This window comes from Sinorhizobium sp. 22678 (assembly GCF_052044265.1).
Taxonomy (GTDB): Bacteria; Pseudomonadota; Alphaproteobacteria; order Rhizobiales; family Rhizobiaceae; genus Sinorhizobium; species Sinorhizobium meliloti_A.
Map to the genome: position 1 here is coordinate 104,685 of NZ_JBQEMS010000011.1, position 20,790 is coordinate 125,474.

Here is a 20,790-nt window from a genome sequence, read left to right on the forward strand (position 1 = left end):
CCCGGCGCCGAGGGAACGGGCACGATCACGGCGATCATTTCGATCCTGGTCGACGGCGACAATCACAACGACCCGGTCGCCGACTCGGCGCGCGGCATTCTCGACGGGCACATCGTCCTCGACCGAAGCCTTGCCGAAGAGGGGCGCTACCCGCCGGTCAATCCGCTCGCCTCCATCTCGCGCCTTGCCAGAAAGGCCTGGACGCCGGACCAGGAGAAGCTGGTCGCCCGGCTGAAATCCTTGATCCACCGCTTCGAGGAAACCCGGGACCTCCGGCTCATCGGCGGCTATCGGCCGGGCGGCGACGCCGATCTCGACATGGCGATCAAGCAGGTGCCGGTCATCTACGACGTATTGAAGCAGATGCCCGGCGAACGGCCCGCCTTCGACGCCTTCACGGACCTCGCCAACGCGCTGAAGGCAGCCGCGATGGGCAATCAGCCGGGCGCCGCCGGCCTGCGCGGAAGGGGATGAACTTGACGGACTTCGATGCAGACGAGATCGTGCGCCAACGCCGCCGCGAAACCGGGATGCCGCTGATCGACAGGATACTCGGCGCGATCGGCCTGGCCATGGCTGCCTGCGCGACGTTGCTGCCCTGGTACGTCTATCTGCATCCGGAGAAATTCTCGATGCCTTCGCTCTGGCAGGGAACGACGCGCGATCTGCCGGAGCGCCCGGAACGGCAGATCCTCTCGGTGTCGCCGCTGGCGATGACGGACATGGACGAGGAGACCGCCGCCGCGGTCGATCGCCTGACGACCGCGACGGTGCCGGGACTCGACCAGGATCCCGCCGAAGGCACGGACATGGGGGCTCCCGATCAGCCGTTCCCCGCAAAAGAGAGCTTCAAACTCATGCACGTCGCCAATGGCCGCGCGCTCATCGAGGATGCCAGCGGCATGTATATCGTCCGTATCGGTTCGGTATTGCCGGACAACAGCCGGCTTGCGACCTTCGAGGAGCGCGACGGCCGCTGGGTGATGATCACGTCCAAGGGCGAGATTTTCGCGGCGAAGTAGCGCCTTTGCCGAGGCGTGGCGAAGGACGTCCAGACCCTTCCCAACCCCTCCGGAGGGGCTTTTCGGGCCGCGAGGGTGCGGCAGAAATAGCCCCGCCCCTTGTGGGGAGGGGTCGGGGACGGGCCTTATGAGACGCCCGAAACGGTTCCTTCCGCATCCTCGACAAGTCCCACGCAAGATTACCGGCCTAGGTTCGCCATCATCAGCAGGAGCTCTTGATGGAACCGATTCAGCTTTTCGAACTCGCGTCGCGGCAGGCCCAGTGGCTCACCGTCCGCCAGAACGTGGTGGCGGGCAACATCGCCAATGCCAATACGCCGCACTACAGGGCGAAAGACGTCCAGCCCTTCGAAAGCGTGCTCCAGAACACCGGCATCCAAATGGCCGCGACGCATCGCGCCCATTTCACCGAGAGCCCGGAAGCCGCCCATGTGACCGAAGTCAGCGCTCTCGACGATGTGGCGGTGCAGCAATCCGGCAATACGGTCGCGCTCGAAGAGGAATTGATGAAGACCGGCGCGATCAAGCGCGACTACGAGCTCAATGCCGGGCTGGTGAAGTCCTTTCACCGGATGATTCTCATGACGGTACGGAAGTAAGCGACCATGGATCCATTGACCTCCGCCCTTAAGGTTTCCGCCTCCGGTCTGCAGGCGGAATCGACGCGCCTGCGCATCGTCTCGGAAAACATTGCCAATGCCCGCTCCACCGGTGACGCCCCCGGCGCCGATCCTTTCCGCCGCAAGACGATCAGCTTCGCCGCGGAGGTCGACCGGGCAAGCGGCGCGTCCCTCGTCGAGGTCGAACGCCTCGGCACGGACGATTCCGATTTCAACATCGAGTTCGACCCGGGCAATCCGGCCGCCGACGAAAAGGGCATGGTGAAATTGCCGAACGTCAACATCCTGATCGAGATGGCCGACATGCGCGAGGCCAACCGCGCTTACGAGGCCAATCTGCAGACCATCAAGCAGTCTCGCGATCTCATCTCCCAGACAATCGACCTGTTGAGGGCTTCGCAATAATGATCGACGCAATCCAGTCCTTAGGGGCGTTTTCGACCATCAGGGAGACCGAAGGTGCCGGCCCGGCCTCTTCCGCCTCGCTCGTTATGCCGGGTGCCGGCGCGGCCGCGCCTCAGGCGGGGAGCTTCGCCGAAGTCCTCGGCAACATGACCACGGACGCCATCCGCTCGATGAAGTCGGCCGAGGGGGTCTCGCTTCAGGCGATCCGCGGAGAAGCGAATACCCGCGAAGTCGTCGATGCCGTCATGAGCGCCGAGCAGTCTCTCCAGACCGCAATCGCCATCCGCGACAAGGTGGTCACCGCCTATCTCGAAATCGCGCGCATGCAGATCTGAGGAAAAGACACATGAAGGCCCTTTCCATCGCCGCCACGGGCATGAACGCCCAGCAATTGAATCTCGAAGTCATCGCGAACAACATCGCGAACATCAACACGACCGGCTACAAGCGGGCGCGCGCAGAATTTTCGGACCTGCTCTACCAGACCGAGCGGGCGCAGGGCGTCCCCAACCGCTCGAACCAGGCGATCGTGCCGGAAGGCGCGATCATCGGCCTGGGCGTCCAGACCTCCGCCGTGCGCAACCTTCATATCCAGGGCAGCCTCGTCAATACCGGCAACGACTACGACCTCGCGCTCGTCGGCCGCGGCTGGTTTCAGATCGAGACGCCGGATGGCGAGACGGTCTACACCCGCTCGGGGGCTTTCAACACCAATGCTACGGGCCAGCTCGTCACCATCGATGGCTATACCGTGGTTCCGGGCGTCACCGTGCCGCAGGACGCGACCGAGATCGTCTTCACCTCGTCGGGCCAGGTGATGGTGCGGATCGGCAACGACACGGAACTGCAGGAAGTCGGACAGCTGACGATCGCGAACTTCGTCAACGAGGCGGGCCTCGAGCCGATGGGCGAGAACCTGTTCCGGCAGACGCCGGCGTCCGGGGATCCGATCGTCGGCACGCCGGCCGATCCGGGCTTTGCACAGATCAAGCAGAACTACCTGGAATCTTCGAACGTCGACCCGGTCAAGGAAATTACCGACCTCATCTCGGCCCAGCGTGCCTATGAGATGAATTCGAAGATCATCCAGGCCGCGGACGAAATGGCCGCCACGGTGAGCAAGAACCTGAGGTAACAGGAAGAGGAGGCAAACATGATGTTTCGCCGATCCCCCGTAGGAAAAGCAGTATCAGGCGGCCTCGCGCAGCCGGCGCGTGCCGTTCTGTTTGCCGCAATGGCGGGTTGCCTGCTTGCGCCGGCCGCAGCTCTTGCCGAGCCGCCGACGGCCGTCATTCCGAAGCAGACGATCTATCCCGGCGAAAAGCTCGATGCGAGCATGCTGGAGGTGGTCGACGTGACCAACCCGGACCTGCGCGACGGCTATGTGCGCTCGATCGACGAGGTCGACGGCATGGTGACCAAGCGGACCCTTCTTCCCGGGCGGGTCATCCTGGCCTCGGCGTTGCGCGAGCAATATGCGGTCGAGCGCGGCTCCACCGTTCGTCTCGTCTTCAAGAATGGCGGTCTGACGATAACGGCCGCCGGCTCGCCGCTTCAGGATGCCGCGGTCGGCGATCTGATCCGCGTGCGCAACGTCGATACGGGCGTGATCGTCTCCGGGACGGTGATGGCGGACAGCACGATCCATGTGGTGGCGAAATGAACATCAATGCATGCAAGTGGCTGCTGACGCTCGCGGTGGTCTTCGCCACGAGCTTGACCTCTGCCTATGCGGCCTCGCGGATCAAGGACGTCGCGTCCCTGCAGTCGGGCAGGGACAACCAGCTCATTGGCTACGGCCTGGTGGTGGGCCTGCAGGGCACCGGTGACAGCCTGCGCTCGTCTCCATTCACGGATCAGTCGATCCGCGCCATGCTGCAGAACCTCGGCATTTCCACGCAGGGCGGGGACTCGCGCACGCGCAACGTCGCCGCGGTGCTCGTCACCGCCACGCTCCCGCCCTTCGCGAGCCCCGGCAGTCGGCTCGACGTGACCGTCGGTTCGCTGGGCGATGCGACTTCGCTGCGCGGCGGGACGTTGGTCATGACCTCGCTTTCGGGCGCCGACGGCCAGATCTACGCCGTGGCGCAGGGCTCGGTGGTCGTCAGCGGTTTCAACGCGCAAGGTGAAGCCGCCCAATTGAGCCAGGGCGTGACCACGGCGGGACGGGTCCCGAACGGCGCCATCATCGAGCGGGAACTGCCGTCGAAATTCAAGGACGGCTTCAACCTGGTGCTACAGCTGCGCAACCCGGACTTTTCCACCGCCGTCGGCATGGCCGCGGCGATAAACAAATATGCCGCGGCCCAATTTGGCGGCCGCATTGCCGAAGCCTTGGACTCGCAGTCCGTCCTGGTCCAGAAGCCGAAGATGGCGGATCTCGCGCGCCTGATGGCCGACGTGGAAAACCTGGTGATCGAGACCGACGCGCCGGCCCGGGTGGTCATCAACGAGCGCACCGGCACGATCGTCATCGGCCAGGACGTCCGCGTCGCCGAAGTGGCCGTCAGCTACGGTACGCTGACGGTGCAGGTCAGCGAGACGCCGACGATCGTCCAGCCGGAGCCGTTCTCGCGCGGTCAGACGGCCTACGAGCCCAACACCACGATCGAAGCGCAGGCCGACGGCGGCACGGTCGCCATCCTCAACGGCTCCAGCCTGCGTTCGCTGGTCGCGGGCCTGAACAGCATCGGCGTCAAGCCGGATGGGATCATCGCGATCCTCCAGAGCATCAAATCGGCGGGAGCCCTACAGGCGGAGCTTGTTCTGCAATGACCGGAAACTTCAATCGTCTTTTCGGCCAGGCACGCCGCGTTCTCCTGGGCTCGGTCGCCGCCGCGCTCATGCTTTCGATGCCCGGTGCTTTCGCGCAGGACGTCACGTCGCCGCCGGCCGACAGCGCGACCGCGAGCGAAATCGAAAAGTTCTGCACCAATATCGCCGACGCCGCGCGCGACCAGCGCTACGTTTTGCAGCGCCAGGACCTGGAGAAGCTGAAAGCGAATGTCGACGAACGGATTGCGACGCTGGAGGCGCGCCGGGAGGAATACGAGGACTGGCTTAAGCGCCGCAATGATTTCCTCAAACAGGCGGAGCTCGGCCTCGTCGACATCTACAAGACGATGAAGCCGGATGCCGCCGCCGGCAAGCTCGAAATGGTGCGTCCCGAGATCGCGGCGGCGATCGTCATGCGGCTGCCGCCACGCCAGTCGTCGCTGATCCTGAGCGAGATGAGCGACGAAAGGGCAGCGGTGCTGACCAACATCATTTCGAGCGCGAGCGACCCCAATACCTCCAAGGAGCCATCATGAGAACGCGCATCACGGCCGTACTGGCCGCAGGGCTCCTGGCGGGTTGCCAGAATCAGGCCTTCAACGAGATAGGGCGGGCGCCGGCTATGAGCCCGATCGGCAGCGGCCTGCAATATACGCAGACGCCGCAGCTTGCCATGTATCCGAAGCAGCCGCGCCACGTCACCAACGGCTACTCCCTGTGGAACGACCAGCAGGCGGCCCTCTTCAAGGATGCGCGCGCGATCAATATCGGCGACATTCTGACGGTCGACATCCGTATCGACGACAAGGCCTCCTTCGAAAACGAGACGGACCGCAGCCGCAAGAATTCGAGCGGCTTCAATCTCGGCGCCAGCGGCCAATCCCAGACGAGCGACTTCGCTTGGTCGGGCGATCTCGAATACGGCTCCAACACCAAGACCGAAGGCGACGGCAAGACCGAGCGTTCGGAGAAGCTCAGGCTGCTGGTCGCCGCGGTCGTGACCGGCGTCCTCGAAAACGGTAACCTGCTGATCAGCGGCTCCCAGGAAGTGCGCGTCAACCACGAGCTGCGCATCCTCAATGTCGCAGGCATCGTCCGACCGCGCGACGTGGACGCCGACAACGTCATATCCTACGACCGCATCGCCGAGGCCCGCATCTCCTATGGCGGCCGCGGCCGCCTGACGGAGGTCCAGCAGCCGCCGTGGGGTCAGCAGCTCGTCGATCTCGTCTCGCCTCTCTGACTGGCCGGAAGTACAAATGGAAGAAATCGAGAGCAAAGAAACGAAGGCCCGCTCGCGGCTGACGACCATCGCGGCCGTGGTGGTACTGACGCTCGTCGCCGGCGGCGGCGGCTGGCTTGCAGGCATGCTCCTCGCGCCGCCGCCGTCCGAGAAAACGGAAGTCGCGGTCGAGCTTCCCGCCAACGCGACCGGCGAGGAGGACATACCGAAAATCACCGCGGCGGCACACGGCATCGTGCAGCTCGATCCCATTACGACGAACCTTGCCTATCCGGCCGAAAACTGGGTGCGCCTCGAGGTCGCGCTCCAGTTCGATGGCGCTCCCGACGTTGCGCTGGCGGAGACGATACACCAGGACATTGCAGCCTATCTGAAGACCGTGTCGCTGCAGCAGATCCAGGGGCCGCGCGGCTTTCAATATCTCCGGGATGACATCCAGGAGCGGCTTGACCTGCGCTCCGAGGGCCGCGTAACGAATGTGATGTTCCGCACCTTCGTCATCCAATGATTCGCTGATGCTCCGGTTTGCCACCTTCATAATCGCCATGATGGCGATGTCGGGAATTGCCGGGGCTCAGAGCTTCCCCGCCGATATCCTGAACACGCCGGTCGACGGATCCGTCGCCTCGTGGATCATCCGCACCTTCGGCCTCCTGACCGTCCTTTCGGTGGCCCCGGGTATCCTGATCATGGTGACGAGCTTCCCGCGTTTCGTCATCGCCTTCGCGATCCTGCGCTCGGGGATGGGGCTCGCCACGACGCCCTCCAACATGATCATGGTGTCGCTCGCGCTGTTCATGACCTTCTATGTCATGGCGCCCACCTTCGACCGCGCCTGGAGCGACGGCATCGATCCGCTCCTGAAGAACGAGATCTCCGAGACGGAAGCGATGCAGCGGATGTCCGAGCCCTTCCGCGAATTCATGCTGGCCAACACCCGCGACAAGGACCTGCAGCTCTTCATCGACATCGCCCGGGAAAAGGGCCAGACCGTCGTCGTCGACGAGAAGGTGGACCTGCGCGCGGTCGTGCCGGCCTTCATGATCTCGGAGATCCGCCGCGGTTTCGAGATCGGCTTCCTGATCATGCTGCCCTTCCTCGTGATCGACCTGATCGTCGCGACCATCACCATGGCGATGGGCATGATGATGCTTCCCCCGACGGCGATTTCGCTGCCCTTCAAGATTCTGTTCTTCGTGCTGATCGACGGCTGGAACCTGCTCGTCGGCAGCCTGGTGCGCTCGTTTATCTGATGTGGCGCAGGCGGCGCGCGCGCGGGCAGCGTGCCTCTACAAGACTCCGTTAAGCATAGGATTTTACAGGCGATTAACCACGCTTTCGCCGAGGCCGGATGAGTCTTCTCCGGTTAAACAGTTGGCAATGAATGGCTGCGAATTTCGTCCTCACACGACGGGTTTGGTATCCATCACGAGTTGAGCGGAGCCGAGTGGCATGATGCCGGACCGTCGGGACCGGTAGCGTTTTTAAGTCCGGTATGTCCCCCCAATCAGTATTTCGTAGGGACAACGAATATGACCAGCATTCTCACCAACAACTCCGCAATGGCGGCGCTTTCGACGCTGCGCTCGATCTCTTCCAACATGGAAGACACGCAGAGCCGCATCTCCTCGGGCCTCCGCGTCGGCTCGGCCTCCGACAACGCCGCCTACTGGTCGATCGCGACCACCATGCGCTCCGACAACCAGGCTCTCTCCGCAGTTCAGGACGCGCTCGGCCTCGGTGCTGCCAAGGTCGACACCGCCTATTCCGGTATGGAATCGGCGATCGAAGTCGTGAAGGAAATCAAGGCCAAGCTCGTTGCCGCCACCGAAGACGGCGTCGACAAGGCCAAGATCCAGGAAGAAATCACCCAGCTCAAGGACCAGCTGACGAGCATTGCCGAAGCGGCCTCCTTCTCCGGCGAGAATTGGCTGCAGGCGGACCTCAGCGGTGGCGCCGTCACCAAGAGCGTGGTCGGGGGGTTCGTCCGTGACTCGAGCGGCGCCGTATCCGTCAAGAAGGTTGACTACAGCCTCAACGCCAACTCGGTTCTCTTCGACACGGTGGGTAACACCGGCATCCTGGACAAGGTCTACAACGTCTCGCAGGCAAGCGTCACGCTGACGATCAACACCAACGGTGTCGAAGCGCAGCACACTGTTGCCGCCTATTCGCTCGAATCCCTCACCGAAGCCGGTGCGGAATTCCAGGGCAACTACGCCCTTCAGGGCGGTAACAGCTACGTCAAGGTCGAGAACGTCTGGGTTCGCGCCGAGACCGCCGCGACCGGCGCCACGGGCCAGGAAATTGCCGCAACGACGACGGCAGCCGGCACCATCACCGCGGACAGCTGGGTTGTCGATGTCGACAACGGCCCTGCCACCAACGTTTCGGCCGGCCAGTCCGTCGCGAACATCAACATCGTCGGCATGGGGGCTGCTGCGCTCGATGCCCTGATCAGCGGTGTCGACGCTGCGCTGACAGACATGACCAGCGCCGCCGCCTCGCTCGGCTCCATCTCCTCGCGCATCGACCTGCAGAGCGAATTCGTCAACAAGCTCTCTGACTCGATCGACTCGGGCGTCGGCCGTCTCGTCGATGCGGACATGAACGAGGAGTCGACCCGCCTCAAGGCCCTGCAGACTCAGCAGCAGCTCGCCATTCAGGCTCTGTCGATCGCCAACTCCGACTCGCAGAACGTCCTGTCGCTCTTCCGCTAAGAAGACACGCGATAGCCGGATGCAGGCAAGCTTTTGTCTGCACTCGGGTCCTCGAACCGCGCCCGAAGACCGGGCGCGGTTTCTTTTGTTTTGCTTCTCCGGCAAGCGGCACTTCACCAATTCTTAAACATGCTATGGCACGCGCGCGTACGCGTAAAGGTTGAAATTTTACAAAAGTCTGGAGCGGCTTAGGGCTTCATTAACCAAGCCAGGATTATCTAGGCGCATCGAAAGGACGGGCTGACTCCAGCAAAACAGCGGGTTAGCAAGCATGACGTTGACCGTCTTTCGCCGGTGGAACCGGAATGTCCCTTCTCATCAGCCATCAAGGGGCACTAAACCATGACGAGCATTCTCACCAACATTGCGGCCATGGCCGCTCTCCAGACTCTGCGTACCATCGGCTCCAACATGGAAGAGACGCAGGCGCATGTCTCCTCCGGTCTGCGCGTCGGACAAGCCGCTGACAACGCCGCCTACTGGTCGATCGCGACCACCATGCGCTCCGACAACATGGCTCTTTCCGCCGTACAGGACGCCCTCGGCCTCGGCGCCGCCAAGGTTGATACCGCTTACTCCGGTATGGAATCGGCGATCGAAGTCGTGAAGGAAATCAAGAAAAAACTCGTCGCCGCTACCGAAGACGGCGTCGACAAGGCCAAAATCCAGGAAGAAATCGATCAGCTCAAGGATCAGCTGACGAGCATTTCCGAAGCGGCCTCCTTCTCAGGCGAGAACTGGCTGCAGGCGGACCTCAGCGGCGGCGCCGTCACCAAGAGCGTGGTCGGCTCGTTCGTCCGTGACGCAAGCGGCGCCGTATCCGTCAAGAAGGTCGATTACAGCCTCAACACCAACTCGGTTCTGTTCGATACGGTGGGTAACACCGGCATCCTGGACAAGGTCTACAACGTCTCGCAGGCAAGCGTCACGCTGACGATCAACACCAACGGTGTCGCAGCGCAGCACACGGTTGCCGCCTACTCGCTCGAATCCCTGACGCAGGCCGGTGCGGAATTCCAGGGCAACTACGCTCTTCAGGGCGGTAACAGCTACGTCAAGGTCGACAACGTCTGGGTCCGCGCCGAGACCGCCGCGACCGGTGCCACCGGTCAGGAGCTTGCCGCGACCACGACGGCAGCCGGCACGATCACCGCGGACAGCTGGGTTGTGGATGTCGACAACGGCCCTGCCACGAACGTTTCGGCCGGTCAGTCCGTTGCCGGGATCAACATCGTCGGTATGGGTGCAGCCGCCCTCGACGCCCTGATCAGCGGTGTCGACGCTGCGCTGACAGACATGACCAGCGCGGCCGCCGACCTCGGCTCGATCGCCATGCGCATCGACTTGCAGAGCGATTTCGTCAACAAGCTCTCGGACTCGATCGACTCGGGCGTCGGTCGTCTCGTCGACGCGGACATGAACGAAGAATCGACCCGCCTGAAGGCTCTGCAGACTCAGCAGCAGCTCGCCATCCAGTCGCTGTCGATCGCCAACTCGGCTTCGGAAAACGTCCTTACGCTCTTCCGCTAATCCGACACGGAAAGGCGGTCGCGAACCGAGCGACCGAACCCTGACCGAAACTTCAAAGGGGCCACGCTCATCGAGCGTGGCCCCTTTCTTCGTTTCCTCGGCGAATAAGCGTTTAGCCTTTGTTAACCATAACCGCGCTAAGTGGGCTCAACGCAACGAACGGTTAACCAAGACGAAGAAGCGGTTAACGGCATGATGCCTCGCGTTCGTTTCCCCGGGGTGGCCGGGATGTCCCTTTCCAACTAGCCATTCAAAGGGGCCCGTAATGACCAGCATTCTCACCAATGTTGCAGCGATGGCTGCACTCCAGACGCTCCGCGGCATCGACTCCAACATGGAGGAAACGCAGGCTCGCGTTTCCTCGGGTCTCCGCGTCGGCACGGCGTCCGATAACGCCGCCTATTGGTCGATCGCCACCACGATGCGATCGGACAACATGGCGCTTTCCGCCGTTCAGGATGCCCTGGGTCTCGGTGCGGCCAAGGTCGACACGGCCTATGCCGGGATGGAGAATGCCGTCGAGGTGGTGAAGGAAATTCGCGCCAAGCTCGTCGCTGCGACCGAAGACGGCGTCGACAAGGCCAAGATCCAGGAAGAGATCGAACAGCTCAAGCAACAGCTGACGAGCATTGCGACGGCCGCTTCCTTCAGCGGCGAAAACTGGCTCCAGGCGGATATCACCACGCCTGTGACGAAGAGCGTAGTCGGGTCCTTCGTCCGCGATTCCTCGGGCGTCGTGTCCGTAAAGACGATCGACTATGTTCTCGACGGCAGCTCCGTTCTCTTCGATACCGTTGGCAACAACGGGATTCTGGACAAGGTTTACGATGTCTCCGAGTCCAGCGTAACGCTTTCGATCAACATAGGCGGCGTCGTCGCCGAACATACGGTTGCGGCCTACACGGTCGACGACCTCATCGCCGGCGGCGCGGTATTCCAGGGCAACTACGCCCTTGCCGGAGGTGTGAACTATGTCAAGGTAGAGGGCGTTTGGGTCGAAGCAGTTGCATCGTCCGCCGCGCCGGGTCAGGAAGTCGCTGCCGTGACGACCGCTGCAGCTCCCATTACCGCCGATTCCTGGGTCGTAGACACGTTGGCGGGGCCGGTTACCAGCGCACCTGCACCTGCCTCGATCGAGAATATCGACATCACCAACGCCGCGCAGGCAGCAAACCTCGATGCGCTGATCAGGGGCGTCGATGAAGCGCTTGAGGATCTGATCAGCGCCACATCGGCGCTGGGCTCGATTTCCATGCGCATCGGCATGCAGGAAGAGTTCGTATCGAAGCTCACCGACTCGATCGATTCGGGCATCGGCCGCCTTGTCGATGCCGACATGAACGAGGAGTCGACCAGGCTGAAAGCGCTGCAGACACAGCAGCAGCTCGCGATCCAGTCGCTCTCCATCGCCAACACCAATTCGGAAAACATCCTCCAACTCTTCCGTCAGTAAGCGGCGCCCCGGCTAGGGGGCGGCTTCGTCCCGCTCTGAAGGAGAAAAACTGCGGCTCGCAAAGGGCCGCGGTTTTTGCATTTTGGCGGCGACCTTACGCCAGACTTGCCGGATTAATGAATCCTTCATGTTTGTTATTGGTTCGTTAACGCCGTTAACCTTTTCTTAACCATCTTCGTTAATGGTTCGTTAAGAACGGCGGTCTGTCACCCAGGGCAAAAAGGTGTCAGCGCGCATGACGCCTCACCGTCGTTGCCGGCTTTCCGGAATGGTCCGATTTCCCCAACCAGGGCAGCACAGCCCCAGGGTGACCACCAATGACCAGCATCATGACCAACCCCGCCGCCATGGCGGCGTTGCAGACATTGCGCGCGATCAACCATAATCTCGAGACCACTCAGGGCCGCATCTCCTCCGGCTTTCGCGTGGAAACTGCCGCCGATAATGCCGCCTACTGGTCCATCGCAACCACGATGCGATCGGACAATGCCGCGTTGTCGACGGTCCACGACGCCTTGGGCCTCGGCGCCGCCAAGGTCGATACCTTCTACTCGGCGATGGATACGGTCATCGACGTGATGACCGAGATCAAAGCCAAGCTCGTCGCGGCAAGCGAGCCGGGCGTCGACAGGGATAAGATCAACAAGGAAGTGGCCGAGCTCAAGAGCCAGTTGAACTCGGCCGCGCAGTCCGCCTCCTTTTCCGGCGAGAACTGGCTCTATAACGGTGCTTCAGCAGCACTGGGCACCAAATCCATCGTCGCCTCCTTCAACCGCAGCGCCGACGGCAGCGTTACGGTCTCGACGCTCAATTACGACACCGCGAAATCCGTCCTGATCGACGTCACCGATCCGGCACGCGGCATGCTCACCAAGGCGGTCGATGCGGACGCGCTTCAATCCACCCCGGCAGGCGTGGCGCGCAATTACTATCTCATCGATGCAGGTGCAGCTCCCGCGGGCGCGACCGAGATCGAGATCGACAACGCAACGACCGCTGCGCAATTGGGCGACATGATCAGCGTCGTCGACGAGCTCATCAGCCAGCTGACCGACTCCGCCGCCACGCTTGGCGCCATCACCAGCCGCATCGAGATGCAGGAAAGCTTCGTCGCCAATCTGATGGATGTAATCGACAAGGGCGTCGGGCGTCTCGTCGATGCCGACATGAACGAGGAATCGACACGGTTGAAGGCGCTGCAGACGCAGCAGCAGCTCGGCATCCAGTCGCTTTCGATCGCGAACACCACCTCCGAGAACATTCTCCGCCTGTTCCAGGAGTGACGACATCGCTTTCCGCCGTGCCGCCGGTCATCGGCATCGGTCGGAGAAAGGTTGGACCGCGCTATTGCCCTGGCGCGGTCCAACACCTTCGCACAAGTTTGACCGGATAGCCTTCCTTCGCAGTCATGTTGGAAATTGCCGGCCGGAAACCACTCCGGCTGCCGCTTGCATCGCGCTTCGCCTTCCGCGAACCGCTGCAGAATCAAGAATGCCGGTCCGTCGCCATTCGGGCGAACGGGCCTAAGGAGACGGTCAAGACGTGTCGGGCTCTATGGATTTCCGGGCCGCAAGCGAGCCTTTGCAGATGCGGCTGGCAATATCGGCCTTCGCCGAGGTGAGCCGGGAGGCGCGCCGATGAGCGCGTCGCTGTCCCGCTATCTCAAGGATTTCAGCCCGCCGAAGATCGAGCTGACGCGGGTAACGCCGAGATATTTTCCGGATCTCGACACCGACCTTTCGCAGAACCGTGCATGGGCGGAGCCGGTCATGCCCGAGATCGATATCGACGCCGAGCGCAGCGAAGCCTTTGCGAAAGGACGTGCCGAGGCCAGTGCCGAACTCGCTCTCGAGCATCAGAAAGAGATCGCCGACCTCAAGGCGCGCCACGCAGAAGAGACCGACGCCCTGAAGCAGCGCCTCGAGGAACAGGCAGCCGCCAGGATCGCCGCCGGTTTCGGCGAAATGGCGGATCGGCTGGCGCTCGCGCTCGGCGACCAGGCGGCGCGCGTCCTCGCTCCGGTCATGGACGAGGCGCTCGCCAAGCGCGCGGTCGAGAACCTGGCCGGCATGGTCCGGCACGGCCTCGCCGCCGGTGAAGGGATCGCGATCACGGTGCGGGGCCCGCTTGCGCTTTTCGAGGCGTTGAAGGCCCTGCTGCCCGAAGCGACCGCGTTCCGTCACGTCGAAAGCGATGATGTCGACCTGACCGTCGAAATGGGCGAGGCGATACTGGTGACGCGAATGGCCGCGTGGTCCGATACTGTTCGCAAGGTTCTGGCATGAACGACGAGAGCAATCACAACGGCAAGAACGAAATCATCATCGTCCGGCGTTCGGCAGAGAGCCACGACGGCCATCATGGGGGCGGGTGGAAGATCGCCTATGCCGACTTCATGACCGCGATGATGGCCTTCTTCCTCGTCATGTGGCTGATCAACGCCGCGAACGAGGAGACCAAGGCGGCGATCGCCGCCTATTTCAATCCGGTGCAGTTGACCGATCAGAAGCCGGCGGAGAAGGGCCTCAAGGATCCTGCCAAGGATGCGCAGGGCGAACAGACGCAGCAGCGCTCCAAGGTCGACGGCGAACAGGCCAAGTCGGGCGGTTCGGCCAAGACCGGCGATCAGCTGACGGCGACCTCGGGCGAAGAGACCAAATATTCGGACGCCGATTTCTTCGAGAATCCTTACTCGGTCCTGTCCGAGATCGCCCGCGAAGTGGGCCACGAGGCGAATATCAGCGTCAAGGGCGACGGCGGGGCGGCCCAGTCCGGGCCGTCAACCGGAGCCGCCGGGGGCGAAGCCTATCGCGATCCCTTCGACCCGGACTTCTGGACCAAGCAGGTGGAAGTGAAGGACGCCGGCAACACGGCCGAAAGCGACATGGCGTCAGCGGCACACAGCACCCGCGAAGCCGCCTCCGGGCCGAAAGCGCCGGATAGCGCGGAGGGCGCAAAGGCCGCGGATGCACCCGAGAACCAAGCGCCGGCTGAAAATCCGCAGAAGGAAGCCGAAGCCCTGAAGGCCGAAATCGAAAAGGAACTCGGGGGCGAAGCCGGGCGGCTTCTCGAAAGCCTCGCCGTAACCCCGGCCGAGGGCGGCCTGCTGGTGACGATCAGCGAGCAGACGGATGCGCCGATGTTCGCGGTCGGGTCCGCCGTGCCGCAAAAGGAACTGGTGCTCGCGATGGAAAAGATCGGCAGGCTGCTTGCCGAGCGACCGGGCGCTGTGGCCGTTCGCGGCCATACCGACGGGCGGCCGTTCAAGGATGGCACCTACGATAATTGGCGCCTTTCGGCGGCACGTGCCCAGAGCGCCTATTACATGCTGGTGCGCGGCGGCCTGAAGGAGGAGCGCGTGAAGCAGATCAGCGGCTTTGCCGACCGCCGGCTCCAGGTGCCGAACGATCCCTATGCGCCTGCGAACCGGCGGATCGAAATCCTCCTGCAGTCGGGCCAGGGCTGAGAAATGCTGAAGCGGCTCTGCACCATTCTTGCGGCATCGGCCCTTGCCGCTCCCCTCGCGCTTGGCCCTGCCCGCGCGAGCGGGAATGAGGAGCTCACGCCTTACAAGATGATAAGGTCGCTGCAATATGTGCAGGATTCGGTGGTGCTCGGCGACCATTCGGCGATCGAGATGCAGCGCTTCATGCTCGGCGCGATCGACGAGCGGCTGAGGGCCGCCGATCCTTCGGCGTTTCGCGATCCGCGCAATGTCGACGCGGCTCTCGTCTATGTCATGAGCGGCGGCAATCCGGCGACGCTCGACCTCCTGGCAGACCGCGACATCGAGGGCAATTTCGACTCGCGGGTGACCGATGCGCTCAGGCACTATCTGAACGGCAAGGGCCCTCTGATCGTCGAGAATCTCACCAAGGCCGCCCCGGAATACAAGAATTCACGCATCGGTCCGTATCTGTTCCTGATCCTTGGCAACGCCATGTCGCAGCAGGATCCGGTCGAGGCGATGAAACATTACGATTGGGCGCGCCTGACGGCACCGGGCACCATCATCGAGGAGGCTGCCCTTCGCCGTTCGGTCTCGCTGGCGGCGCGGGCCGGCCTTCCGGAGAAGGGCTTTCGATATGCGCTGAACTACGCGCGGCGCTTTCTGACCTCACCCTATGCGAGCCAGTTTGCCGATGTCTTCGTCGAGCTGGCGGTCGCCCATTTCGACGAGGCGGCCGATGGGCGCGTCTCGGAGGTACTCTCCTTCATGGACAGTGCGCGCCAGCGCGAGGTCTATCTGCGGGTGGCGCGCCGCGCCGCGATTGCCGGCAAGCAGGCCCTGGCGCGGCTGGCCTCCAGGCGCGCCGAGGAACTGGCAGGGGATGACAGTTCCCGATCGCAGGTGCTTGCGAGTTTCTACGAGGGGCTGGCTGCCGTGCCGTCCGCAGATGTCTTTTCGGCCGCCGAAGCCCTCGAAGCGATCCCCGACGAAAACCTGTCCCCGCGCGACCGCGCCCTGCGCGAGGCGGCCAAGGCCGTAGCCGATGCGGTGGTGCGGCCACCATTGGGAGAAAGCCCGGCGCAAGCACCCGGGCCTATAGCGGAAAGACCGGCCGGGGAGCAAAGCGAGCTGGTTGCGGAGGAAAGCGGAAGCGGCATGAGCCCCTTCGGGCAGCCTTTCGAGGGGTCGTCCGACCGGCCAACCGAGATGCCGGCCGAGGCCGGGACGGCCGAAGCCGATATCGCCGCTCCAGGCGATCCGGTGCTCGAAGGCTTTCTAGCCAGCGGTCGTTCGAAGATCGACGAGATCGATGCGCTGCTGAAGAGGGAAGGACAATGAGGCCTCTTGACGAGAGTTTGCGCGCGCCTGCCGCCAACAGGCCGGCACAGTTGCTGAGTGTTCGGGGTCAGCCGGAGGCCGAACCGGGGGCCTTTGGCGAGGCGATCGCCGATGCAGGCCGCCGCAGGACGCAGGGGCAAGGCGGCCAGGCATCTGCCGATGACGCGCGACGGGACCCCGTCGCGAACGGCGGCAACGCCTCGGCTGTGACGAAGGTCGACGGCTTTGGCGCGGATGATGCGGCATTCATGGCGGATGCTGCGGCGCCCGGCGCTCGGCCCGCCTCCGGGCGCTCGATCGTGACACCGGGCCAAGCGACGAAATCATCGCAGCACGGCCACCCTGCCGGCACGCCGCATCTGTCGCGGGAACGTGAAGGTGGCCAAGAGGAAATCGACCAGCCGGCGGAGCGGGCGGTGAGCCGCTCGCGTGGATCGGTGCAGACCTCCTGCGAGACCGTTGATGAAGCGTCGGTCGTAATGGCGAGGGAAGGCGGGGAGAACGGCGACCCTGCCAGCGGAACCGTCTCCGATCTCCTGTCGATGCTCGCCGGCGCCGCACCGGCGGTGGCCGCGGCTTCGCAGCCGGAAGGCAGGCCAAAGCCCGCCCCGGCGGTTCGCGAAGGCTTGGACGGTCTGGCAAAGACGGTAGGCGGCATATCGCCGGAAGTGGCGGACGGCGAGCATCCGCAGATCGGGGAGGTGAACGGCGACGGCGAGCCGGACCGGCTTTTCCGCTTCGCCCGTGCCGACGGCAAGGGGCAAGCCGTTTCCATGAGCATTTCGCGGGATGGCGAGCGGGCAGTCGTGGAGAACAGCCGATCGTCGGTCAAATCCGGAGTGGAAACCGTGACCGTTCTGGAGGCGCGCCGCTATCTCGGCCTTGCGCTCAACGAGAACGCTACGTCGGTGACGAGCGCGATCGCCCGCGATAGCGGATGGGCCGAGGCATTGCAATCGAGCGCCGCGACGACGAAGCCCGAAGCCTGGAGCCAGGCCGGCAAGACGCTCAATACGCTGAAGATCCAGATGCATCCGGTCGACCTCGGCATGGTGACGGCGACACTGAGACTGAAGGACGACGAGCTGCAGGTCGATCTGAAGGTCGAAACCGGTGAGGCCTTCCGCCAGCTCAGCGACGACCAGAGCGAATTGGTGAAGGCCCTGCGGGCGCAAGGATTTGCGGTCGACCAGGTGAACATCGTCTTCAACGGCGGCGGAGATTCCGCAAATGGCGGCGGTGGCCAGTCTCAGTCTCAGTCCCAGTCTCAGGCCCAGGCTCAGTCACAGCTCGGCTACGAGGGCCGTGAGCGGGCAGGTGATGATGGACAGGGGCGTCAGCCGCGGGATGGCGGCCGAGCGGCGGCGGAAAGGTGGGCGGGCAATGATGCTACGGACGATATGGTTGACGGTGCCGAGCGTTCTCGCTCTGGCCACGTCTACATGTAGCGCCCTTGCGAGCGCAGGCGTGTGCGAGCGCGAGATCGCGTCCGCGGCCTCCAAATACGGCGTGCCGACCGGGATCTTATATTCCGTCGGATTGACCGAGACGGGCCGCAAAGGGTCCCTGCAGCCCTATGCGATGAACATCGAAGGCAAGGCCTATTTCGGGGCAAGCGTCCAGGATGTTCTCACACGATTCGGCGCGGCGCGTGCCGAGGGCGCCAAGCTCATCGATCTCGGCTGCATGCAGATCAACTACCACTTTCACGGCGAGCATTTCAGCTCTCCCGAGGAGATGCTCGATCCGCGCAGGAATGTCGAATATGCCGCCCGCTTCCTGTCCAATCTGCGCGCCCGGCACGAGAGTTGGACGATGGCGGTCGCTCGCTATCACGCCGGCCCCAACAACGACGCGGCGCAGAAAAAATACGTCTGCCGCGTCATCGCAAACCTGGTCGCGACCGGGTATGGCAAGTGGACGCCGAACGCGCAGCAGTTTTGCCGATAACCGACTTATGGTTGCATTGCCGCAGCCGCTGCCTCATTGTGGCGACAATGCGGACAGATTGTGATCGCAAGCGATTTCGGCATATCGCGTTAACTTTTCAACACCATGTTAGTGGTAAGGTTAACGATCACCTACTAGATATAGGCCAAATCGGCACGGAATTCTTAATCAACTATTAAAATCCCCCATTAACTTCCTCTAGTTGTTCGCGACTCCCGGGATTCGTACCTCTGTCTCAATGTGGCATCCATACTGATTCGGAGGCGGGCGAATGATCGTGGTGGTTGATGATAGAGCTCTTGTGAAGGACGGCTACGCGTCCCTGTTCGGCCGCGAGGGCATTCCCTCGACGGGCTTCGATCCGAGGGAGTTCGGCGAGTGGGTAAGCTCCGCCGCCGATTCCGATATCGACGCTGTCGAAGCCTTCCTGATCGGGCAGGGGGAGAGCACATTGACGCTGCCGCGCGTGATCCGGGATCGCTCCCGTGCGCCGGTCATCGCCATGAGCGACACGCCGTCGCTGGAAAACACGCTTGCGCTCTTCGACTGCGGCGTCGACGACGTGGTCCGCAAGCCGGTGCATCCGAGGGAAATCCTCGCACGCGTCGCAGCGATCCGCCGACGTTTGACGGCCATCGCCAACTTCACGGATATCGGTCCCATCCGCGTTTTCGCCGACGGGCGCGATCCGGAGATCAATGGCGAAGTCTTCGCGCTTCCCCGTCGCGAACGGCGCATTCTCGAATATCTCGTCGCCAACCGCGGGCGCCGGGTGTCCAAGTCGCAGATATTCAACGCGATTTACGGCATCTTCGACGAGGACGTCGAAGAGAATGTCGTCGAAAGCCACATCAGCAAGCTGCGCAAGAAACTGCGCAAGAAGCTCGGCTTCGACCCGATCGATTCGAAGCGTTTCCTTGGCTACTGCATCGACTGGAATTGAGCGCAGAAACGGCAGGGCGAGAACAGCTCAAGACAGGTTCACGCAAGGCCCGGTCTCTAGTGTCGCCGCAACAAGGAAATGAGGATCCGATATGAGTCTCTACGGTACCATGAGAACGGGCGTGTCCGGCATGAACGCCCAGTCCAACCGGCTCAGCACAGTCGCCGAGAACATCGCGAACGCCAACACGACCGGCTACAAGCGCGCATCGACGGAATTCTCATCGATGATCCTGCCGTCGGGCAACGGATCCTATAATTCAGGCGGCGTGCAGACGGAGGTGCGCTACAGCATCTCGCAGCAGGGCGCGACGACCTTCACCACCTCGGCCAGCGATCTGGCGATCGACGGCGGCGGCTTCTTCATCGTCGAAGGCGCCAACGGCCAGGAATATCTGACTCGCGCCGGCTCCTTCGTTCCGGACAGCCAAGGCAATCTGGTCAATGCCGCCGGCTTCACGCTGATGGGCTACGAATACGAGGCCGGCGTCGACCCGACCGTCGTCGTCAACGGTTTCGATGGCCTGACCAGGGTCAATCTCGCTTCGGATGGGCTCATCGCGACCGGTTCGACCAAGGGTTCCATGGGCGCGAACCTGCCCTCGGGCGCGGCGGTGGGCGATGTTTCCACCACTTCGCTCGTCGTCTATGACAGCCAGGGCAATACCCGCATTCTGGATTTCAATTACGAGAAAACCGGGGCGAATGCTTGGTCCGTCGAGGTCGTCGACCGGACGTCGTCAACGGTCCTCGGCACACAGACGCTGAATTTCAACCCGGACGGATCCCTTACCGCGACCCCTGCCACATTGACGACATCGGCGATGGCGGCTCTTCCCGGCACCGGGGCGAACCTCTCGGCCCTCACTATCGATCTGACGAAGACGACGCAGCTCGGCTACGCCTTCAATGCCGACGGCGGCAACATCGACGGCAACGCGCCGAGCAAGGTCGCCGGCTACCAGATCGACTCCGACGGCATCGTCTATGTCAAATACGAGAACGGCGAGCTCGATCCGCGCTATCGCATCGCGCTCGCCAATGTCCAGAGCCCGGACAAGCTGAAGCCGGAATCCGGTAACGTCTATTCGCAGGGCGTCGACTCCGGCGTCATCATCACCGGCTTCGCCGGCTCGGGCGATTTCGGCGAGATCCTCTCCGGCGCGCTCGAAAGCTCGAATGTCGATATCGCCGAGGAACTGACGGCGATGATCGAGTCGCAGCGCAACTACACGGCAAACTCCAAGGTCTTCCAGACCGGTTCGGAACTGCTCGAAGTTCTCGTCAATCTGAAGCGGTAATTCCAACTTCGAAACTACGTACTTCCGGACGTAAGGCCCA

The 20,790-nt window shown here is 63.0% G+C and carries 22 protein-coding genes and 1 pseudogene; all 23 read left to right on the plus strand.

The window, feature by feature from the left end:
- Positions 1-474: pseudogene (fliI, locus tag ACTJKL_RS17965) on the plus strand (flagellum-specific ATP synthase FliI); the annotation flags it as partial.
- Positions 471-1,022 (plus strand): flagellar protein, encoded by a 552-nt coding sequence (locus ACTJKL_RS17970; RefSeq protein WP_338278163.1) that lies wholly within the window; start codon positions 471-473, stop codon positions 1,020-1,022. The pseudogene fliI and the gene ACTJKL_RS17970, both read left to right, overlap by 4 nt.
- A 218-nt stretch (positions 1,023-1,240) precedes the next feature.
- Positions 1,241-1,621, plus strand: a complete 381-nt coding sequence (flgB, locus tag ACTJKL_RS17975; RefSeq protein WP_003529904.1) for a flagellar basal body rod protein FlgB — start codon at positions 1,241-1,243, stop codon at positions 1,619-1,621.
- Between the two features lie 6 nt (positions 1,622-1,627).
- Positions 1,628-2,047, plus strand: a complete 420-nt coding sequence (gene flgC, locus ACTJKL_RS17980; protein WP_003529902.1) for a flagellar basal body rod protein FlgC — start codon at positions 1,628-1,630, stop codon at positions 2,045-2,047.
- The gene (gene fliE / locus ACTJKL_RS17985) at positions 2,047-2,382 is read left to right on the plus strand and encodes a flagellar hook-basal body complex protein FliE (protein WP_440853446.1); all 336 of its coding nucleotides are present in this window, start codon (positions 2,047-2,049) and stop codon (positions 2,380-2,382) included. The genes flgC and fliE overlap by 1 nt, the downstream gene beginning before the upstream one ends.
- A gap of 11 nt (positions 2,383-2,393) precedes the next feature.
- Complete coding sequence (gene flgG, locus ACTJKL_RS17990) at positions 2,394-3,182, plus strand: flagellar basal-body rod protein FlgG (protein ID WP_018094226.1); 789 nt, start codon at positions 2,394-2,396, stop codon at positions 3,180-3,182.
- Between the two features lie 18 nt (positions 3,183-3,200).
- Entirely contained in the window at positions 3,201-3,710 is a 510-nt protein-coding gene (gene flgA, locus ACTJKL_RS17995) for a flagellar basal body P-ring formation chaperone FlgA (protein ID WP_440853447.1), read from the plus strand.
- Positions 3,707-4,822: a flagellar basal body P-ring protein FlgI gene (locus tag ACTJKL_RS18000; RefSeq protein WP_100669587.1), complete on the plus strand. Its 1,116-nt coding sequence runs from the start codon at positions 3,707-3,709 to the stop codon at positions 4,820-4,822. Before flgA ends, ACTJKL_RS18000 begins: the two co-directional genes overlap by 4 nt.
- Positions 4,819-5,358: a MotE family protein gene (locus tag ACTJKL_RS18005; RefSeq protein WP_440853448.1), complete on the plus strand. Its 540-nt coding sequence runs from the start codon at positions 4,819-4,821 to the stop codon at positions 5,356-5,358. The genes ACTJKL_RS18000 and ACTJKL_RS18005 overlap by 4 nt, the downstream gene beginning before the upstream one ends.
- Complete coding sequence (flgH, locus tag ACTJKL_RS18010; RefSeq protein ID WP_003529888.1) at positions 5,355-6,065, plus strand: flagellar basal body L-ring protein FlgH; 711 nt, start codon at positions 5,355-5,357, stop codon at positions 6,063-6,065. Before ACTJKL_RS18005 ends, flgH begins: the two co-directional genes overlap by 4 nt.
- A gap of 16 nt (positions 6,066-6,081) precedes the next feature.
- Positions 6,082-6,573: a flagellar basal body-associated FliL family protein gene (locus tag ACTJKL_RS18015; protein ID WP_440853449.1), complete on the plus strand. Its 492-nt coding sequence runs from the start codon at positions 6,082-6,084 to the stop codon at positions 6,571-6,573.
- Positions 6,574-6,580: 7 nt separating this feature from the next.
- Positions 6,581-7,318, plus strand: coding sequence for a flagellar type III secretion system pore protein FliP (fliP, locus tag ACTJKL_RS18020; protein ID WP_018094231.1), 738 nt, complete (start codon positions 6,581-6,583; stop codon positions 7,316-7,318).
- A gap of 279 nt (positions 7,319-7,597) precedes the next feature.
- On the plus strand, positions 7,598-8,785 hold the full coding sequence (locus ACTJKL_RS18025; RefSeq protein ID WP_440853450.1) for a flagellin N-terminal helical domain-containing protein: 1,188 nt from the start codon (positions 7,598-7,600) through the stop codon (positions 8,783-8,785).
- Between the two features lie 342 nt (positions 8,786-9,127).
- Positions 9,128-10,315 (plus strand): flagellin N-terminal helical domain-containing protein, encoded by a 1,188-nt coding sequence (locus tag ACTJKL_RS18030; RefSeq protein WP_440853451.1) that lies wholly within the window; start codon positions 9,128-9,130, stop codon positions 10,313-10,315.
- Positions 10,316-10,580: 265 nt separating this feature from the next.
- Positions 10,581-11,768, plus strand: a complete 1,188-nt coding sequence (locus ACTJKL_RS18035) for a flagellin N-terminal helical domain-containing protein (protein WP_100669577.1) — start codon at positions 10,581-10,583, stop codon at positions 11,766-11,768.
- Positions 11,769-12,085: 317 nt separating this feature from the next.
- Complete coding sequence (locus ACTJKL_RS18040) at positions 12,086-13,051, plus strand: flagellin N-terminal helical domain-containing protein (protein WP_440853452.1); 966 nt, start codon at positions 12,086-12,088, stop codon at positions 13,049-13,051.
- 354 nt (positions 13,052-13,405) lie between these two features.
- Entirely contained in the window at positions 13,406-14,053 is a 648-nt protein-coding gene (locus tag ACTJKL_RS18045; RefSeq protein WP_100669573.1) for a hypothetical protein, read from the plus strand.
- Positions 14,050-15,234: a flagellar motor protein MotB gene (locus tag ACTJKL_RS18050; protein ID WP_440853453.1), complete on the plus strand. Its 1,185-nt coding sequence runs from the start codon at positions 14,050-14,052 to the stop codon at positions 15,232-15,234. Before ACTJKL_RS18045 ends, ACTJKL_RS18050 begins: the two co-directional genes overlap by 4 nt.
- 3 nt (positions 15,235-15,237) lie before the next feature.
- The gene (motC, locus tag ACTJKL_RS18055) at positions 15,238-16,557 is read left to right on the plus strand and encodes a chemotaxis protein MotC (RefSeq protein ID WP_440853454.1); all 1,320 of its coding nucleotides are present in this window, start codon (positions 15,238-15,240) and stop codon (positions 16,555-16,557) included.
- Positions 16,554-18,005, plus strand: coding sequence for a flagellar hook-length control protein FliK (locus tag ACTJKL_RS18060; protein ID WP_440853455.1), 1,452 nt, complete (start codon positions 16,554-16,556; stop codon positions 18,003-18,005). Before motC ends, ACTJKL_RS18060 begins: the two co-directional genes overlap by 4 nt.
- The gene (locus tag ACTJKL_RS18065; RefSeq protein ID WP_440853456.1) at positions 17,944-18,507 is read left to right on the plus strand and encodes a transglycosylase SLT domain-containing protein; all 564 of its coding nucleotides are present in this window, start codon (positions 17,944-17,946) and stop codon (positions 18,505-18,507) included. Before ACTJKL_RS18060 ends, ACTJKL_RS18065 begins: the two co-directional genes overlap by 62 nt.
- 271 nt (positions 18,508-18,778) lie before the next feature.
- Positions 18,779-19,450: a transcriptional activator Rem gene (gene rem, locus ACTJKL_RS18070; RefSeq protein WP_018094240.1), complete on the plus strand. Its 672-nt coding sequence runs from the start codon at positions 18,779-18,781 to the stop codon at positions 19,448-19,450.
- 91 nt (positions 19,451-19,541) lie between these two features.
- Complete coding sequence (locus ACTJKL_RS18075; protein ID WP_324762915.1) at positions 19,542-20,750, plus strand: flagellar hook protein FlgE; 1,209 nt, start codon at positions 19,542-19,544, stop codon at positions 20,748-20,750.
- Positions 20,751-20,790 lie beyond the last annotated feature (40 nt).

Coding starts and splice junctions, on each gene's coding strand:
- ACTJKL_RS18005 (WP_440853448.1), top strand. CDS start 4,819: ATGACCGGAAACTTCAATCGTCTTTTCGGCCAGGCACGCCGCGTTCTC.
- rem (WP_018094240.1), top strand. CDS start 18,779: ATGATCGTGGTGGTTGATGATAGAGCTCTTGTGAAGGACGGCTACGCG.
- ACTJKL_RS18045 (WP_100669573.1), top strand. CDS start 13,406: ATGAGCGCGTCGCTGTCCCGCTATCTCAAGGATTTCAGCCCGCCGAAG.
- ACTJKL_RS18030 (WP_440853451.1), top strand. CDS start 9,128: ATGACGAGCATTCTCACCAACATTGCGGCCATGGCCGCTCTCCAGACT.
- ACTJKL_RS18000 (WP_100669587.1), top strand. CDS start 3,707: ATGAACATCAATGCATGCAAGTGGCTGCTGACGCTCGCGGTGGTCTTC.
- flgB (WP_003529904.1), top strand. CDS start 1,241: ATGGAACCGATTCAGCTTTTCGAACTCGCGTCGCGGCAGGCCCAGTGG.
- flgC (WP_003529902.1), top strand. CDS start 1,628: ATGGATCCATTGACCTCCGCCCTTAAGGTTTCCGCCTCCGGTCTGCAG.
- flgA (WP_440853447.1), top strand. CDS start 3,201: ATGATGTTTCGCCGATCCCCCGTAGGAAAAGCAGTATCAGGCGGCCTC.
- ACTJKL_RS18050 (WP_440853453.1), top strand. CDS start 14,050: ATGAACGACGAGAGCAATCACAACGGCAAGAACGAAATCATCATCGTC.
- ACTJKL_RS18075 (WP_324762915.1), top strand. CDS start 19,542: ATGAGTCTCTACGGTACCATGAGAACGGGCGTGTCCGGCATGAACGCC.
- ACTJKL_RS18035 (WP_100669577.1), top strand. CDS start 10,581: ATGACCAGCATTCTCACCAATGTTGCAGCGATGGCTGCACTCCAGACG.
- flgG (WP_018094226.1), top strand. CDS start 2,394: ATGAAGGCCCTTTCCATCGCCGCCACGGGCATGAACGCCCAGCAATTG.
- ACTJKL_RS18040 (WP_440853452.1), top strand. CDS start 12,086: ATGACCAGCATCATGACCAACCCCGCCGCCATGGCGGCGTTGCAGACA.
- motC (WP_440853454.1), top strand. CDS start 15,238: ATGCTGAAGCGGCTCTGCACCATTCTTGCGGCATCGGCCCTTGCCGCT.
- fliP (WP_018094231.1), top strand. CDS start 6,581: ATGCTCCGGTTTGCCACCTTCATAATCGCCATGATGGCGATGTCGGGA.
- fliE (WP_440853446.1), top strand. CDS start 2,047: ATGATCGACGCAATCCAGTCCTTAGGGGCGTTTTCGACCATCAGGGAG.
- ACTJKL_RS18060 (WP_440853455.1), top strand. CDS start 16,554: ATGAGGCCTCTTGACGAGAGTTTGCGCGCGCCTGCCGCCAACAGGCCG.
- flgH (WP_003529888.1), top strand. CDS start 5,355: ATGAGAACGCGCATCACGGCCGTACTGGCCGCAGGGCTCCTGGCGGGT.
- ACTJKL_RS18015 (WP_440853449.1), top strand. CDS start 6,082: ATGGAAGAAATCGAGAGCAAAGAAACGAAGGCCCGCTCGCGGCTGACG.
- ACTJKL_RS18065 (WP_440853456.1), top strand. CDS start 17,944: ATGCTACGGACGATATGGTTGACGGTGCCGAGCGTTCTCGCTCTGGCC.
- ACTJKL_RS18025 (WP_440853450.1), top strand. CDS start 7,598: ATGACCAGCATTCTCACCAACAACTCCGCAATGGCGGCGCTTTCGACG.
- ACTJKL_RS17970 (WP_338278163.1), top strand. CDS start 471: ATGAACTTGACGGACTTCGATGCAGACGAGATCGTGCGCCAACGCCGC.